The following is a 14,719-nucleotide window of genomic DNA, read 5'->3' as shown; positions in this document are numbered from 1 at the left end:
CGCCCTGACGCGGGACATCGCCGTCGTGGCCTTCGCGCAGACCGACCACCGGCGCACCAGCGACGAGCTCTCCGAGGTGGAGATGCTCATGCCGGTGCTGCACGAGGTCCTCGGCGAAACCGGCCTGAAGGCCGCCGACATCGGCTTCACCTGCTCCGGCTCCAGCGACTATCTGGCCGGCCGGGCCTTCTCCTTCACCCTCGCCCTCGACGGCGTTGGCGCCTGGCCGCCCATCTCCGAGTCGCATGTGGAGATGGACGGCGCGTGGGCGCTGTACGAGGCGTGGACCAAACTGCTCACCGGGGACGCGGACACCGCACTCGTGTACGCGTACGGCAAGTCCTCGCCCGGCTCGGTCCGTGACGTGCTCTCCCGGCAGCTCGACCCGTACTACGTCGCCCCGCTGTGGCCGGACTCCGTGGCGCTGGCCGCGCTCCAGGCGCAGGCGCTCATCGACGCGGGGGACACCGACGAGCCCGCGCTCGCCGCCGTCGGGGCACGCAGCCGGGCGGCCGCCGCGGACAACCCCCATGCGCAGCTGCGTGGCCCGGTGCCCCGGGGCGACTATCTGGTACGGCCCCTGCGTACCGGCGACTGTCCACCCGTCGGTGACGGTGCCGCCGCCGTGATCCTCGCGGCCGGCGAGCGGGCCCGGGACCTGTGCGCCCGGCCCGCCTGGATCCGGGGCCTCGACCACCGCATCGAGGCGCACGCACTGGGCGTGCGCGACCTGACCGACTCACCCTCCACGCGTCTTGCCGCGGAGCGCGCGGGTGCCTTCGAACGGCCCGTCGACACCGCCGAGTTGCACGCGCCGTTCGCCTCCCAGGAGGTCGTCCTGCGCAAGGCGCTGCGGCTCGACGACGGAGTGCGCGTCAACCCGTCCGGCGGCGCCCTGGCCGCGAACCCGGTCATGGCCGCCGGTCTCGTCCGGATCGGCGAGGCGGCCGCCCGGATCCATCGCGGAGAGTCCGACCGGGCGCTCGCCCACGCCACGTCCGGCCCCTGTCTGCAGCAGAACCTGGTCGCCGTACTCGAAGGGGATCCACGATGAGCAAGGAGCCCGTGGCCGTCACAGGGATCGGCCAGACCAAGCACGTGGCGGCGCGCCGGGACGTGTCGATCGCCGGACTCGTCCGCGAGGCCGCCCGGCGGGCCCTGGACGACGCCGAGCTGACCTGGTCCGGCATCGACGCCGTCGTCATCGGCAAGGCGCCCGACTTCTTCGAGGGCGTCATGATGCCGGAGCTGTACCTGGCCGACGCGCTCGGCGCGGTCGGCAAGCCCCTGCTGCGGGTGCACACGGCCGGCTCGGTCGGCGGGTCCACCGCGCTCGTCGCCGCGGGCCTCGTCGCGGCACGTGTCCACGGCACGGTCCTCACCCTCGCCTTCGAAAAGCAATCCGAATCCAACGCCATGTGGGGCCTGTCCCTGCCGGTCCCCTTCCAGCAGCCGCTGCTCGCGGGCGCGGGCGGGTTCTTCGCGCCCCATGTGCGCGCGTACATGCGGCGCAGCGGCGCCCCCGACACGATCGGCTCGCTGGTCGCCTACAAGGACCGGCGCAACGCCCTGAAGAACCCGTACGCCCATCTGCACGAGCACGACATCACCCTGGAGAGGGTCCAGGCGTCCCCCATGTTGTGGGACCCCATCCGCTACTCGGAGACCTGCCCGTCCTCGGACGGCGCCTGCGCCATGGTCCTGACCGACCGGGCTGGGGCCGCCCGCGCGCCCCGGCCGCCCGCCTGGATGCTGGGCGGTGCGATGCGCAGCGAGCCCACGCTGTTCGCCGGGAAGGACTTCGTCTCGCCGCGGGCGGGCAAGGACTGCGCCGCCGACGTCTACCGGCAGGCCGGGATCGCCGACCCGCGCCGGGACATCGACGCCGTCGAGATGTATGTGCCGTTCTCCTGGTACGAGCCCATGTGGCTGGAGAACCTCGGCTTCGCCGAGGAGGGCGAGGGCTGGAAGCTCACCGAGTCCGGTGTGACGGAGCTCGACGGGGACCTGCCCGTCAACATGTCCGGCGGCGTGCTGTCCACCAATCCGATCGGTGCCTCGGGCATGATCCGCTTCGCCGAGGCGGTGCTCCAGGTCCGTGGACAGGCGGGAGAGCATCAGGTGGACGGGGCCCGCAGGGTGCTCGGGCACGCCTACGGCGGCGGCTCCCAGTTCTTCGCGATGTGGCTCGTGGGATCCGACGCGCCCGACACCTGAAAGGTCCTCCTCATGCGGCCTGTCGGCGGTCGGGGTCGATCGCTAGGCTGACCGCGGACGACGAACCGGGAGGAGCACGGACGTGGCCGAGAGCACCATCCAGCAGCAGCCGCTCGTGGGCTGGGACAAGCCGGAGCTGGACCTGAGCGGGGCCGATTGGCAGTCCAGCAGCCGAGGCCTTGGGGATGTCCAGATCGCCTTCGTCGAGGGATTCATCGCGATGCGCAACAGCGGCCGTCCCCAGAGCCCTTCCCTGATCTTCACACCCGCGGAGTGGGGCGCTTTCGTGTCCGGGGCAAGGGAAGGGGAGTTCGACCTGACCTGAGCCCGGGGCGCCGCGAGCGGCGCCGACGAGCCGACCGGTGGGTGTTCCCTCCCGTTTTCCGGACACGCGACCTGTGGTGCCCCTGCGCGGCGGCCGCCTCGGTGAGGCTGGCCCCGGACAGGGGGAGGTTGCCTTCCGGAGGTGAGGAACGATGAACACTGCGCCGGTCGTCGCCGCGGTCGACGGTTCGGACGACAGCCTGCGTGCCCTGGACTGGGCCCTCGCGGCCGCCCGCAGACGCACCGCCCCGCTGCGGGTGGCGCACGCGTGGCAGTACGCCGCCTGGGCCCAGCCCGACGTCCTGGTCGCGGGGCCGCCCGGACCGGACGACGATCCCGTCCTCGACCGGGCGCGCGACCATCTGGCGGGCCGCGGCGAGGGCCTCGACGTGGAGTACGACGCCCCGGTCGGGGCGCCCGCCGTCGTACTGCCCGAACTCAGCTCGTCCGCACAGCTGTTGGTGCTGGGCTCCCGGGGGCGCGGCGGCTTCGCCAGCCTGCTGCTCGGCTCCAACAGCCTTGCCGCCGCCCGTGACGCCGAGTGCCCCGTCGTCGTGGTGCCCCGGCCCGGCCGGGAGGTTCACGGCGAGCCGTCGGCCGAGCCCGGGCCCCGGGTGGTCGTCGGCATGAACGTGGACAGCCCCGACGAGGCCGCCCTGGCCTTCGCCCTGGCCGAGGCCGCCCTGCTCGGCGCCCGCCTCCGGGTGGTCGCCGCCTACCCGTGGCCGGTGACGAGCCTCGCGGCCCCCGGCGAGGTGTTCCCGCCCCCCGTCGACCAGAGCGCCGTCGAGCACGAGACACGGACCCTGGCCGAGGGCTTCCTCGCCCCGCACCGCACGGCGCACCCGGACGTCCGCTGTGACGTCGACGCGCTGCCCGGTGACGCGGCCGGCCACCTCGTCGCCGCCTCCGGGAACGCCGCGCTGGTCGTCGTCGGTCGCCACCGCCGACGCCTCCTCGCGCCGGCCCGCATGATGGGCTCCGTCACCCAGGCGGTCCTGCTGCACGCGGCGAGCCCGATCGCGGTGGTACCCCCCGCACCCCCCGAAGAGTGAGCCGCGCCCCCTCCGTACGGGGGGAGCCGAAACCCGCGCCGGCCTGTTTCGAGCAGTACCCCTCGATCATGCTCACGCGGTCCCGGTGAGGCGTACGCTGGGGTGCCTGACAGCCACGCTGCGTGCCCGCTCCCCGTGTGGGCGCGACTGTGGCGGGGGGTAGTGATGGAACATCGGATCGTTCGGAACCGGCGAACGCTCCTCGAACGAGAAAGCGAACTCGCCGCGGTCGACGAGGCGTTGGGCGAGCTCACCGGTCTGCGCGCAGACGGCGCCGAACAGCCCGCGCCGCCGCGCGGCGCACTGCTGGCCTTCGCGGGCCGCGCCGGAATCGGCAAGACCACCCTCCTCGCCGAGGTCCGCCGCCGCGCCACCGCACAGGGCTGCACGGTGCTGTCCGCCCGCGGCGGCGACCAGGAACAGCGCGTCGCCTTCCATGTGGCCCGCCAGCTCCTGCAACCGCAGCTCGCGGGCGTGCCGGAGGCCGAACTGCGCTCCTCACTGGGCAGTTGGTACGACATCGTCGGCCCCGCCCTCGGCCTGTGCGCCCCCACCGAGGGCGCCCCGCCCGACCCGCAGGGCCTGGGCGACGGCCTCGACTGGGTGCTCACCCATCTCGCCGTGCGCCGCGCCCCGATGGTCCTGGTCCTCGACGACGCCCACTGGGCCGACCCCGAATCCCTGCGCTGGCTGGCCGCGTTCGCGCCCCGGGCCGAGGAACTCCCGATGCTGGTCGTCGTCGCCTACCGGCCCGACGAACTGCCCGACCACGCCGAGTCGTTCCGCAAACTGCCCGGACGCGCCGGCGGACGCCCGCTCGGCCTGGAGCCGCTCAGCGTGGCCGCCGTGGCCCGACTGGTGCGGGAGACCCTCGGCGAGCACGCCGACGACGCGTTCTGCCACGAGTGCTGGGCCGTCACCGCGGGCAACCCGTTCGAGACCGTCGAGCTGTCCGCCAAGGTGCGCGACCGCGGTCTCACCCCGACCGAGGCCGGGGCACCCCTGCTGCGCGACCTCGCCGCCGCCGTCAAGGGCAGCGGTCTGATCACCCGGCTCGAACGCCTCGGCACCTCCACCGTCCGCTTCGCCTGGGCCTGCGCGGTCCTGGGCACCGAGATCCATCCGGAGCTCGCCGCCGCCGTAGCCGGACTCGGCCCCGAAGAGGCGGCCGACGCCGCGGACGCGCTGCGCGGTGCCCGCATCCTCACCGGCGACGTGACCGCCGAGGGCACCCTGGAGTTCGTCCATCCACTGATCGCCACCGCCGTCTACCGGGCCATTCCGACCGGCGTCCGGGTCGCCCTGCACGGACAGGCCGCCTGGTGCGTGATCAACGACGGACAGGGGGCCTCCGCCGCCGGCCGCCACCTCCTGGAGACCCACCCCGACGGCGACACCTGGGTCGTGCAGCAACTGCGCGCCGCCGCCGGCGAGACCCTCAGGGCCGGCGCCCCCGAGGCCGCCCGCGGCTACCTCGCCCGTGCGCTGCGCGAACCCCCGCTCCCGGCCGACCGGGCCGCCGTCCTGTACGAGCTGGGCTCCGCCTCCCTGCTCACCGAACCGGCGACCACCGTCAACCATCTGCGCGCCGCGCTCGAGGAGCCCATCGCCGACCCCGACCTGCGGCACCACATCGTCTACCGCCTCTCCCAGGTCCTCGCCCACAGCGACCACCTCGCCGAGGCCTCCGACACCCTCGCCCGTGAGATACGGCTGACCGGCGACGCCCGGGTCAGGCTGCGCATGGCGGCCGAGCAGTTCATGTGGGACGCCTTCCGCGCCGACGAGCCCGACCATCCCGCCCGCTCCCGCCGCCTCGCCCGGCTCGCCGACCGGCTCAAGGGCCGCGACCTCACCGAGCGCTACGTCATCGGACTGCGCACCTGGGACGCGGTCCTGCGCGGCGAACCCGCCCCCGTCGCGCTCCGCCACGCCGAACGCGCCCTGTCCGGCGGCCTCCGCTGGGCCGAGCCCGACCGCGGATTCGAGGTACCGGTCCTGGTGGCCATGGCCTTCATGTACGCCGACCGGCCCGGCCGCACCGAGGAGCTCTTCGCCGCCGGGATCGCCGACTACGAGCACCAGGGCTGGCGCGGCGGCCACCTCTCCTTCGCCTACACCCTGCTGGCCTACGTCCGCTATCGCCGCGGGCGGCTCGCCGAGGCCGAGGACTTCGTCCGCGCGGGCCTCAGGCTCGCCGAACGCGTCGGACCCGGCACCCCCGCCCACTGGTACGCCATGGGCATCCTGATCGAGGTCCTGCTGGCCCGGGGCCGGGTCGCGGAGGCCGCCCGGACCGCCGACGCCTTCTGCTTCGGGGAACCCTTCCCGGCGGCCGTCGTCTTCCCCGACGTCCAGACCGTGTACGGCGAACTGCTCCTGGCCCGCGGCCGGACCAAGGAAGCGGTCGCCGCGCTCACGGCCGCCGGAAGGCGCCTCGACCCGCGGGGCATACGCAATCCGGCCTGGTGCCCCTGGCAGCTGCACCTCGCCCGCGCACAGAGCCACGACGACCCCGACCGGGCCCTGGACACCGCACTCGAGGCGGTGGGCCGCGCGCGCCAGTTCGGCGCCCCGTCCGCCATCGGACAGGCCCTGCGGACGGCCGCGGAGGTGTCCTCCGGCTCCGCCCGGGTCAAGTACCTGGAGGAGGCCGTCACCTATCTGGACCGCTCCCCGGCCGCCTACGAGCTCGCCTGCGCACTGGTCGCCCTGGGCACCGAACTGCGCCGCAACGGCCGCACCAGGGAAGCCGCCGACCATCTCTACCGGGGCCTCGACACGGCGCTCCAGTGCAGTGCCGACGGCCTCGCCGAGGCGGCCCGCGACGAGCTCGCCGCCGCCGGACTGCGCCCCCGCCGTCTGCACAGTGCCGAGACCGACACCCTCACCACACAGGAACGCACGGCCGCCACCCTCACCGTCGCCGGCCGCACCGAGCCGGAGATCGCCGCGGAACTCCACACGGACGAGCAGACCGTCGTATGCCTGCTGTCGGCGGTCTACCGGAAGCTGGGCACCGACCCCTCCGGACTGGCGGCGGCCCTGGGGGAAGGGAGGGGATCCGGCACCCGTTGAGACGGCTCCCGCACGTCACCGATCGCGTCCAGGCACGTACCATGGCCGCATGTCGTTCCTCCGCCGCCGCAGCGCCACTCCCGCCGGGCCCGACTTCGACGTACTGGCCATGGATCCGGGCGACTGGCCCGGCAATCTGGGCGCGGGCCTGCTGCCCGCCCCCGACGGCAGCTGCCAGGGCGTCTTCCTGCGCTACGACCTGTTCGGCGGCCGCGGACCCGCCATGATCATCGGCAATCTGCCCGAGGGCTCCCCGGCGCGCGACATGGCCGAGGGCGAGATCCCCTTCGAGGTGGCCCAACTGCTGCTGGCTCTGGAGAACGACGAGGAGGTGACCGTCACCGACACGGAGGACATGCCGGTGCTGCAGGGCGACAACCTCCTGATCGTGCGGCGCCTGAAGCTCTCCGAGAGCCGGATCTCCTGCGTCCAGTTCGACCGCAGCGACGGCGTGCTGGTCACCATCGCCGCCTGGGACCGCCCCATCACCGACGACCTGTACGCCCTGCTGAAGCCGCTCCCGGCGGAGCTTTTCCAGCAGGGCTGACGCGGGCGGCTAGCGGGCCCTGGAGGACTCGACGCTGACGTCCGCCGCGCGGACGAACGCCACCCGGTGGCCGTACTGGATCTCGAAGTACAGGTCCTTGCCGACCACGACCTTGTGCGAGTCCGTGGTGAAGGTGACCGCGTAGTAGTACTCGCCCGGCACCGCGTCACCGACCACGTACTTCTGATTCGCCGGCACGGTGTACGGCAGCGGCACCACCGTCTGGGCGGGCACTCCCGACGGATAGGCCTCCTTCTCCGGGTACGCGCGGCCGTACACGGGGATGCTCGTCAGACCGTCCTTCGGCGTGATCACCACACCGGAGGCGTTCACGGCCGTCGGCGCCTTCTGCGGGTTCCTGAACCACGCCTTCTGGCCCAGGTACCAGATGGCCGTCCAGTCGCCCCAGCGGTCGGCGACCGCATACTGCTGGCCGGTGGAGACCCGCGAGGACAGATCGTTCACCCCGGTGGTCGGGGTCGTGCCCAGGCCGATGTCCTTGATCAGGGGCGAGTTCTCGTCGTGGTCGGAGTACAGCCGCACCTCACTGGAGCCATGGTCCGCGCAGGGCTCGCCCTTGGCGGTGCAGCCCGTGTACTGCGGCCGGTTCGACGCGTAGTCGGGCCGGATCGTCACCAGGCCGCCCTTCTTGCCCGCGGTGCGCTTGAAGGGGTGGCCCAGCAGGTCGAAGTAGTGCCGCCAGTCCCAGTACGGGCCCGGGTCGGTGTGCATGCCGGGGATCGTCGACGTGGTCGGGCCCGGCACGTTGTCGTGGCCGAGGATGTGCTGCCGGTCCATGGGGATGCCGTACTTCTTGGCGAGGTACCTCACCAGCCGGGCCGACGACCGGTACATCGCCTCCGTGTACCAGGCGTCCGGCGCCGCGAGGAAGCCCTCGTGCTCGATGCCGACCGACTTCGCGTTGATGTACCAGTTGCCCGCGTGCCAGGCCACGTCCTTGGCCTTGACGTGCTGGGCGATCAGACCGTCCGTGGAGCGGATGGTGTAGTTCCACGACACATAGGTGGGGTCCTGCACCAGGTTCAGGACCCCGTCCCAGGTGCCCTCGGTGTCATGGACGACGATGTACTTGATGCTCTGCGACCCCGGCCGGTCACCGAGGTCGTGGTTGCCGTAGTCGTTGTCCCCGAACTCCGCGTACGGCGCCGGGATCCACTCGCAGGACACCGACGCCGGGCACTCCGTCCCGTCGTCGGACACCGTGCGCAGACCCGCGCGCCGCAGCTGCGCGGTGTCCGCCCGTAGCCGCGGCTGCGGGGCCAGCCTGACCTGCTGCCCCTCGTCCGTGGTGCGCGCCTCGCCGGTGCGCAGCACGTCGTACACGTCGTTCGCGTACGCCGCCGCGGTTGCCGTGTCGTCCGCGCCGGAGAACCGGGCCACCGCGCCGTACCAGTCGGCCGGGTCGGAGCTGAGCGGCTCTCCAAGGGTGTTCTGGGCGTCGGCGAGCAGGGCGGCACCGCCCGCCACATTGGCCGTGGGGTCGGTGCGCAGCTCCTCGGCCGGAAGTCCGGTCAGCCCGGCCGCTCTCGGCAGGGTGCTGAGGCGGGCCGGGAGCGCGGAGCTGTCCGGTACCGCGGTGTGCGGGTGCAGCGCCGCGCGCGCGTCGTCGCCGCGGGCGTCCTCGGTGCCGTCGGCGAAGTGCTCGGCCGCGGTCAGCGCGGTGCGCGCGTCGGTGAGGTGCATCGGGCCGTAGCCGCCGGTCACACTCGGCGCCCCGGCGTGCGTGTCCCAGCGGGACTGGAGGTAGGAGACGGCCAGCAGAACGCTCTGCGGCACGTGGTACTCGGCGGCCGCGCCGGCGAAGGCACGCTGCAGCACACCGGGGGAGGACTCGGCCTCGGCGGAGCCCGGGGCGGGGGCCGCGCCGAGCAGGGGGAGCAACAGGGCCGCACAGGCCACTGCGCCGGCCGTCCTCCGGGTGCGTCTGCTGCCGGGAGTCGAGGTGGGGTCGGTGGCGGATCCTCGCAATGCGGCCTCCTGTGACGGGCGGGCGTGGCGGGGCGTGCGGCGCCGAGCTGGGTCTGTGGTACCGGCTGGCCGACGATCCGTCAATGATGCCCGGAAGAAGGAGACTTCCCATGTCACAAAGGAGTTCGGCGAGTTTCGTGGCGGAGGCTCGCGGGCCTGCGGGGCGTCAGTGGCGTACACCAATGACCGCCCACCGACCGGGCCGAACATACGAAGATCCGCGGTGCGCCCGGCCTGGGCGCACCGCGGACCGACATCCCCGTCAGCGAGTGCCGACCGCCGCGCGTACCGCCCTGCGGGCCAGTTGGCAGTCGTCGTGCAGCCGCCTCAGCAGCAGCCGTTGTTCCTCGCCGGTCGGCACCGCGGCCGGATGGGCCGCGCCCGGTGCCGCCGGGGCCGGGTCGTGCATCGAGCGCTGCACGGCCGTCTCGTAGGTACGGATCTCCCGGGTGAGGACCAGCATCAGGTTCACCAGGAAGGCGTCACGCGCGGCGGGGCCCGCCGACTGGGCGATCTGGCTGATCTGCCGCCGCGCCACCGGCGCGTCCCCGAGGACCGACCACAGCGTGGCCAGGTCGTAGCCCGGTAGATACCAGCCCGCGTGCTCCCAGTCCACCAGCACTGGACCGGCCGGTGAGAGCAGGATGTTCGAGAGCAGCGCGTCACCGTGGCAGAACTGGCCCATACCCTGCCGGCCCGCCGCGTGCGCGATGCCGTGCAGCAGCTTCTGCAGGTCGCCCATGTCCCGGTCGGTGAGCAGCCCCAGCTCGTGGTAGCGGGAGATGCGGGCCGCGTAGTCCAGCGGGGCGTCGAAGGTGCCCGCCGGCGGCCGCCAGGCGTTCAGCCGGCAGATCGCGCCGAGCGCAGCCCGGATGTCCGCGCGCGGCGGGGCCTCGGCCGGGTGCCGCTGGAACGCCGCCACCCGGCCGGGCATGCGTTCCACCACCAGGGTGCAGTTGTCCGGGTCCGCCGCGATCAGCCTTGGCGCCCGGACCGGTGGCCGGTGCCGGACGAACGAGCGGTAAGCGGCTATTTCGTGCCGGTACCTCTCGGCCCACGCGGGGGAGTGGTCGAGCAGACACTTGGCGACGGCCGTGCTGCGCCCTGTCGTCCCGACGAGGAGCACGGACCGCCCGCTGCGGCGCAGCACCTGCACCGGAGCGAACTCCGGGCAGATGCGGTGCACCGAGGCGATCGCGGTGCGCAGCTGGGCGCCCTGGGGGCCGGACAAGTCGAGTCTCCCGCTGAGCGGTTGGGTACCGATGCCCGCGGCACGCCGGGGCCGGCCCACGACCGGCACGGGCGCCCCCGGACGCGCGGGGTCGAGGTAGGGGCCGCTGCCCGCCGGACGGGTGCGCAGCGACCGGGGCGGGGCGGACACGGAGGACGATGCTGCGTACATGGGCGATACCCATCCCTTCGTGTGCCTGCATGCCTGCCTGGTGAGTCCTCGCGCCCACCCGGCCCGGCCGCCCGGGCGCATCCTGGGGAATGTGCCCGTTGTGACGAGTGGCGACCGGGTCGGGGTGGCGCGTTCCTACCTGACACCCGATGCCCAGTGGCACACCATCTGGCGCACCCTGGCGAACCGTGGCGAATAGTCGCCCGGCAACTCTCACCGGGCTACTGTCAACTCAGCCGAGAACCTGGGGGCTTGACGTGAGCGGACAACCCAACACCCGGCTCGCGGATCTGTTCGGCCTGGCCGGCTGGTCCAAGGGCGAACTCGCGAGGCTGGTCAACAAGCAGGCGGCGGCCATGGGCCACCCCCAGCTGGCGACCGACACCTCCCGGGTGCGGCGGTGGATCGACATGGGAGAGATCCCGCGCGATCCGGTGCCGCGGGTGCTGGCGGCTCTGTTCACCGAGCGTCTCGGCCGTGTCGTGACCATCGAGGACCTCGGTCTGGTGCGGCACGGGCGTACAGGGAAACGGCCGGGCGGCGGGATTGCGGAACATCCCGACGGCGTGCCGTGGGCGCCCGAACGTACCGCCGCGGTCCTCACCGAATTCACGGGAATGGACCTCATGCTCAACCGACGCGGCTTGGTGGGCGCGGGTGCCGCGCTCGCCGCGGGATCCGCACTCAGCAGCGCCATGTACGACTGGCTGCACAACGACCCGGCACTCAAGGCCGACGCCCCTGCCCTCGACGACCCCCTGCACGCCGACCCCGTCGGGTTCGACCGGTACGAGGCCGCCCCCATCGGATCGCAGGAGATCGAGGAGCTGGAGCGCTCGGTCGAGGTGTTCCGGGCCTGGGACGCGGCCCGCGGCGGCGGGCTGCAGCGCAAGGCTGTGGTGGGTCAGCTCAACGAGGTGGGCGGCATGCTCGCCTACCGTCACCCCGACCATCTCCAGCGGCGCCTGTGGGGCGTCGCGGCCAACCTCGCCGTCCTCGCGGGCTGGATGTCGCACGACGTCGGCCTGGAACCCACGGCCCAGAAGTACTTCGTCATCGCCGCCCATGCGGCCCGTGAGGGCGGTGACCGGCCCCGCGCCGGGGAGGCGCTCTCCAGAGCAGCTCGCCAGATGGTGCACCTCGGCCGGCCCGACGAAGCACTCGACCTGATGAAGCTCGCCCAGTCCGGCTCGGGCCACGAGGTGCTGCCGCGCACCCGGGCGATGTTCCACACCATCGAGGCCTGGGCGCAGGCGTCGACGGGCAAGGGCCAGGCGATGCGCCGCACCCTCGGCCAGGCGGAGGACCTCTTCGTCTCCGACCGGGGCGATGTGCCGCCGCCGAGTTGGATGCAGATGTTCAACGAAGCGGATCTGTACGGCATGCAGGCCCTGGCCTACCGCACACTGGCCGAGCACGACCCGAGCGCGGCCGTACACGCCCAGCACTACGCGGAGAAGGCCCTGACGCTCAGGGCCGGCAGTCGGCAGGAGCGGTCTCAGATCTTCGACTTCCTGTCCATGGCCTCCGCCTGCTTCATCGCGGACGACCCCGAACAGGCGGGCCACTACGCGCGGTTGGCCCTGGTGTCGATGGGATCGAACTCCTCCCACCGCACCTGGGACCGGCTGCGCCAGATGTACCGGCTGACCGCCGAGTACTCCAACTACCCGAAGATCCAGCAACTGCGGGAGGAGATCAGGCTCGCCCTGCCCAAGCCCAAGGGCAGGGGCGGCAACAGCGCACAGGCATAGGGGGCCGGCGCGCTGCTCGGCCCACGCCGAACCATCCGTCCGTCTCGGCTGTTCTTATTCACTCACCTTGGCGATGAGCACGCAGGCCTCGTCCTCGCGGCCGGTCTCGCCGAGTTCCTCGACCAACGCCCGTACGCAGTCCTGAGCGGTGTCCGCCGTTTCGAACCGCGGGGCCAGGCCGAGGAGACAGTCGAGGGAGTCCGCTTTGCTGTGCCCGGGCACCAGTCCGTCGGTGTGCAGCAGGAGCAGGTCGCCCGGTTCCAGGGTCACTTCGACCTGCCCGTAACCGGCTCCCGAGGTGGCGCCGAGCAGCACGCCGGCCGGCGCGCTGAGCACGCACCCCGTCCCGCCGCGGAACAGCAGCGGGGCGGGGTGTCCTGCTTGCGCCCACACCAGGGTGCGGGTCGCGGGCCGGTAGCGACAGCAGACGGCGCTGCCCAGGGCCGGTTGCTCGGTGGCGTCCAGTAACTGGTTGAGCCAGGCCATCAGCTGACCGGGCTCGGTGCCCGCCATCGCCATGCCGCGCAGGGCGCCCAGCAGCATCGCCATGCCCGAGGTGACGCTCACGCCGTGCCCCGTCAGATCGCCGACGCTGAGCAGTGTGTCGCCGTCGGACAGTTCGATCGCGTCGTACCAGTCGCCGCCGGTCCGCGTGTTCGATGCGGACGGCAGTTGGCGGCCCGCGAGGTCGAGGGTCTGTGGCCCCGGTCGCGGGAGCCGCAGGGAGCCGCGCCACGGCGGCAGCTCGGCTTCCTGCGGCTCTACCACAAGCCTGTGCTCGGTCTGGGCCTGGTGCCGGTGGCGCTGCAACGAGTCACGGGTCTCGCGCACCGTCCGCTGACTGCGGCGCAGTTCACTGACGTCGCGCAGCACGGCCCACATCGAGGCGGTGCTGCCGTCGGCGTCGAGCACGGGCTCGCCCATCATGTGCACGGTCCGCGTGAGTCCGTCGGGCCGTACCACGCGGAACTCCCCGTCGATCGGTTTGGCGTCGACCAGACAGTCCGTCACTATCGCGGTCAGTTTCGCCCGGTCGTCGTCGAGCACCAGGGACGGCAGTTCGTCGAGGGTGAGTGCGGGTGCGGCCGGGTCGAGGCCGAGGATCTGGTAGAGCTCCCCGGACCAACTGGCCTCGTCCGTCAGCAGGTTCCACTCGGCGCTGCCGACGCGGCTCAGCAGGGAACCGCCGACCGTGTTGCCGGACGCCGCGGGCACGGCGGCCGTCGGTAACGGCTCGGCCGTGGCCGGCGCCACCGGCAGTGGTCCGTCCCGCAGCTGGGCCAAGTGCTCGTCCAGATCGTCGAGTTGGTGCAGCGCGAGGTCGTACAGTGCGCGCTGCCATCGCTCCTCGGGGTCCGAACCGTCGCTCTGCGCGTCCCGCCGTACGGCGTCCACCTCGCCCTTGAGTCGCCGCGCCTGTGTTATCAGCGCCTCGACCGAGCCGCGCCCGGGTGGCTGGGCGGCTGGTCGGTCCGCGGAGAGATGGGACGGCATGACGCACTCCGATGCGGGGACGGGACGGCCAAGGAGGACGGGGGACCGGTTACGACTGTCGCACAGCCCGCGACGCCCTGTAAGGGATTTGGCAACACACGATCCGGTGGTGCTTCCGGCATATGCCAGAGTCTTCAATGTGTGGTTGGCCGGTGCGAATGGCGTACGCGACGAGGTGGGCAAGTCGTAGACGGCATACGTGTGTTGACCGACCAGAAGGGGGCCGGGTGTAGCGCTCATGCGCATGTTCGACGTGCCTGTGTTCTATGCCCCCTGCCGTCTCAGTGGGGCATGGCGCGCTCCGCACCAACTATGTCCGAATTTCGCGCCATGCGAACGGCCGCTGCGGACTCGTAAAGGCATGGACACCACGTTCGAGCAGCCCGCCCGTGCCCGTCTCGTCACTCCCGAGGACCGTGAGGTCCCCGTGCCCGCCCTGCTGCGGTACACCTCCGAGGATCCGCTGGCCGTGTTCTTCGACTTCCCGCCCGAGTCCACCCTCGACGGCGCCTGTGTCACCTGGACCTTCGCGCGTTCCCTCCTCGACGAGGGGCTGAACGCCCCGGCCGGACACGGCGATGTGCACGTCTGGCCGTGCGGCCGGACGCGTACGGTCCTCGAGTTCCACTCGCCGTACGGCATCGCCCTGCTCCAGTTCGACACCTCGGCGCTGCGCCGCTTCCTGCTGCGCACCTACGCCCTGGTGCCGGCCGGGCAGGAGGACGTCGGGGCGGTGGTCGAGCGCGGGCTGAGCGCCCTGTTCGGCGGCGTCTGACGCCACCCGGCCACCCCGGACGGGGCTTTGACTCTTATTCACCTCCGTCTCATCGCACGGGCAGGGCCCTCGACGAACACCCCA

General features: G+C 72.5%; 11 protein-coding genes. 8 read left to right on the top strand and 3 right to left on the bottom strand.

Going from position 1 to position 14,719, the window contains the following annotated elements; genetic code table 11:
* The first annotated feature begins 4 nt into the window (after positions 1–4).
* From N8I87_RS04365 to N8I87_RS04340, 6 genes are all read left to right on the top strand, one after another.
* Positions 5–1,054, top strand: a complete 1,050-nt coding sequence (locus N8I87_RS04365; RefSeq protein ID WP_263216295.1) for a thiolase family protein — start codon at positions 5–7, stop codon at positions 1,052–1,054.
* Positions 1,051–2,217 (top strand): thiolase family protein, encoded by a 1,167-nt coding sequence (locus N8I87_RS04360; protein WP_263205620.1) that lies wholly within the window; start codon positions 1,051–1,053, stop codon positions 2,215–2,217. The genes N8I87_RS04365 and N8I87_RS04360 overlap by 4 nt, the downstream gene beginning before the upstream one ends.
* A gap of 82 nt (positions 2,218–2,299) precedes the next feature.
* A complete protein-coding gene (locus tag N8I87_RS04355; RefSeq protein WP_263205617.1) occupies positions 2,300–2,542 on the top strand; it encodes a DUF397 domain-containing protein in 243 nt (80 codons plus the stop codon).
* Between the two features lie 151 nt (positions 2,543–2,693).
* A complete protein-coding gene (locus N8I87_RS04350; RefSeq protein WP_263205615.1) occupies positions 2,694–3,596 on the top strand; it encodes a universal stress protein in 903 nt (300 codons plus the stop codon).
* Positions 3,597–3,761: 165 nt separating this feature from the next.
* The gene (locus N8I87_RS04345) at positions 3,762–6,674 is read left to right on the top strand and encodes an ATP-binding protein (protein WP_263205613.1); all 2,913 of its coding nucleotides are present in this window, start codon (positions 3,762–3,764) and stop codon (positions 6,672–6,674) included.
* Between the two features lie 49 nt (positions 6,675–6,723).
* Positions 6,724–7,221, top strand: a complete 498-nt coding sequence (locus tag N8I87_RS04340; RefSeq protein WP_263205611.1) for a hypothetical protein — start codon at positions 6,724–6,726, stop codon at positions 7,219–7,221.
* A 9-nt stretch (positions 7,222–7,230) separates the two neighbouring features.
* On the opposite strand, the gene N8I87_RS04335 is transcribed toward N8I87_RS04340, so the two are convergent.
* Both N8I87_RS04335 and N8I87_RS04330 read right to left on the bottom strand, forming a co-directional pair.
* Positions 7,231–9,210, bottom strand: a complete 1,980-nt coding sequence (locus N8I87_RS04335) for an N-acetylmuramoyl-L-alanine amidase (RefSeq protein WP_263205610.1) — start codon at positions 9,208–9,210, stop codon at positions 7,231–7,233.
* 262 nt (positions 9,211–9,472) lie between these two features.
* Positions 9,473–10,612, bottom strand: coding sequence for an aminoglycoside phosphotransferase family protein (locus N8I87_RS04330; RefSeq protein ID WP_263205608.1), 1,140 nt, complete (start codon positions 10,610–10,612; stop codon positions 9,473–9,475).
* A gap of 257 nt (positions 10,613–10,869) precedes the next feature.
* Between N8I87_RS04330 and N8I87_RS04325 the strand changes: the two genes are divergently transcribed.
* A complete protein-coding gene (locus N8I87_RS04325) occupies positions 10,870–12,366 on the top strand; it encodes a DNA-binding protein NsdB (RefSeq protein ID WP_263205607.1) in 1,497 nt (498 codons plus the stop codon).
* 54 nt (positions 12,367–12,420) lie between these two features.
* On the opposite strand, the gene N8I87_RS04320 is transcribed toward N8I87_RS04325, so the two are convergent.
* Positions 12,421–13,860, bottom strand: a complete 1,440-nt coding sequence (locus N8I87_RS04320; RefSeq protein WP_263205605.1) for a PP2C family protein-serine/threonine phosphatase — start codon at positions 13,858–13,860, stop codon at positions 12,421–12,423.
* A 361-nt stretch (positions 13,861–14,221) separates the two neighbouring features.
* On the opposite strand from N8I87_RS04320, the gene N8I87_RS04315 reads away from it, so the two are divergent.
* Positions 14,222–14,635 (top strand): SsgA family sporulation/cell division regulator, encoded by a 414-nt coding sequence (locus N8I87_RS04315; RefSeq protein ID WP_263205603.1) that lies wholly within the window; start codon positions 14,222–14,224, stop codon positions 14,633–14,635.
* Positions 14,636–14,719: the final 84 nt, after the last annotated feature.

The organism is Streptomyces sp. HUAS 15-9 (genome assembly GCF_025642155.1).
In the GTDB taxonomy this organism is placed as follows: Bacteria; Actinomycetota; Actinomycetes; order Streptomycetales; family Streptomycetaceae; genus Streptomyces.
Note: the sequence above shows the minus strand (reverse complement) of the source record. Positions and strands in the feature narration are given on the sequence as shown.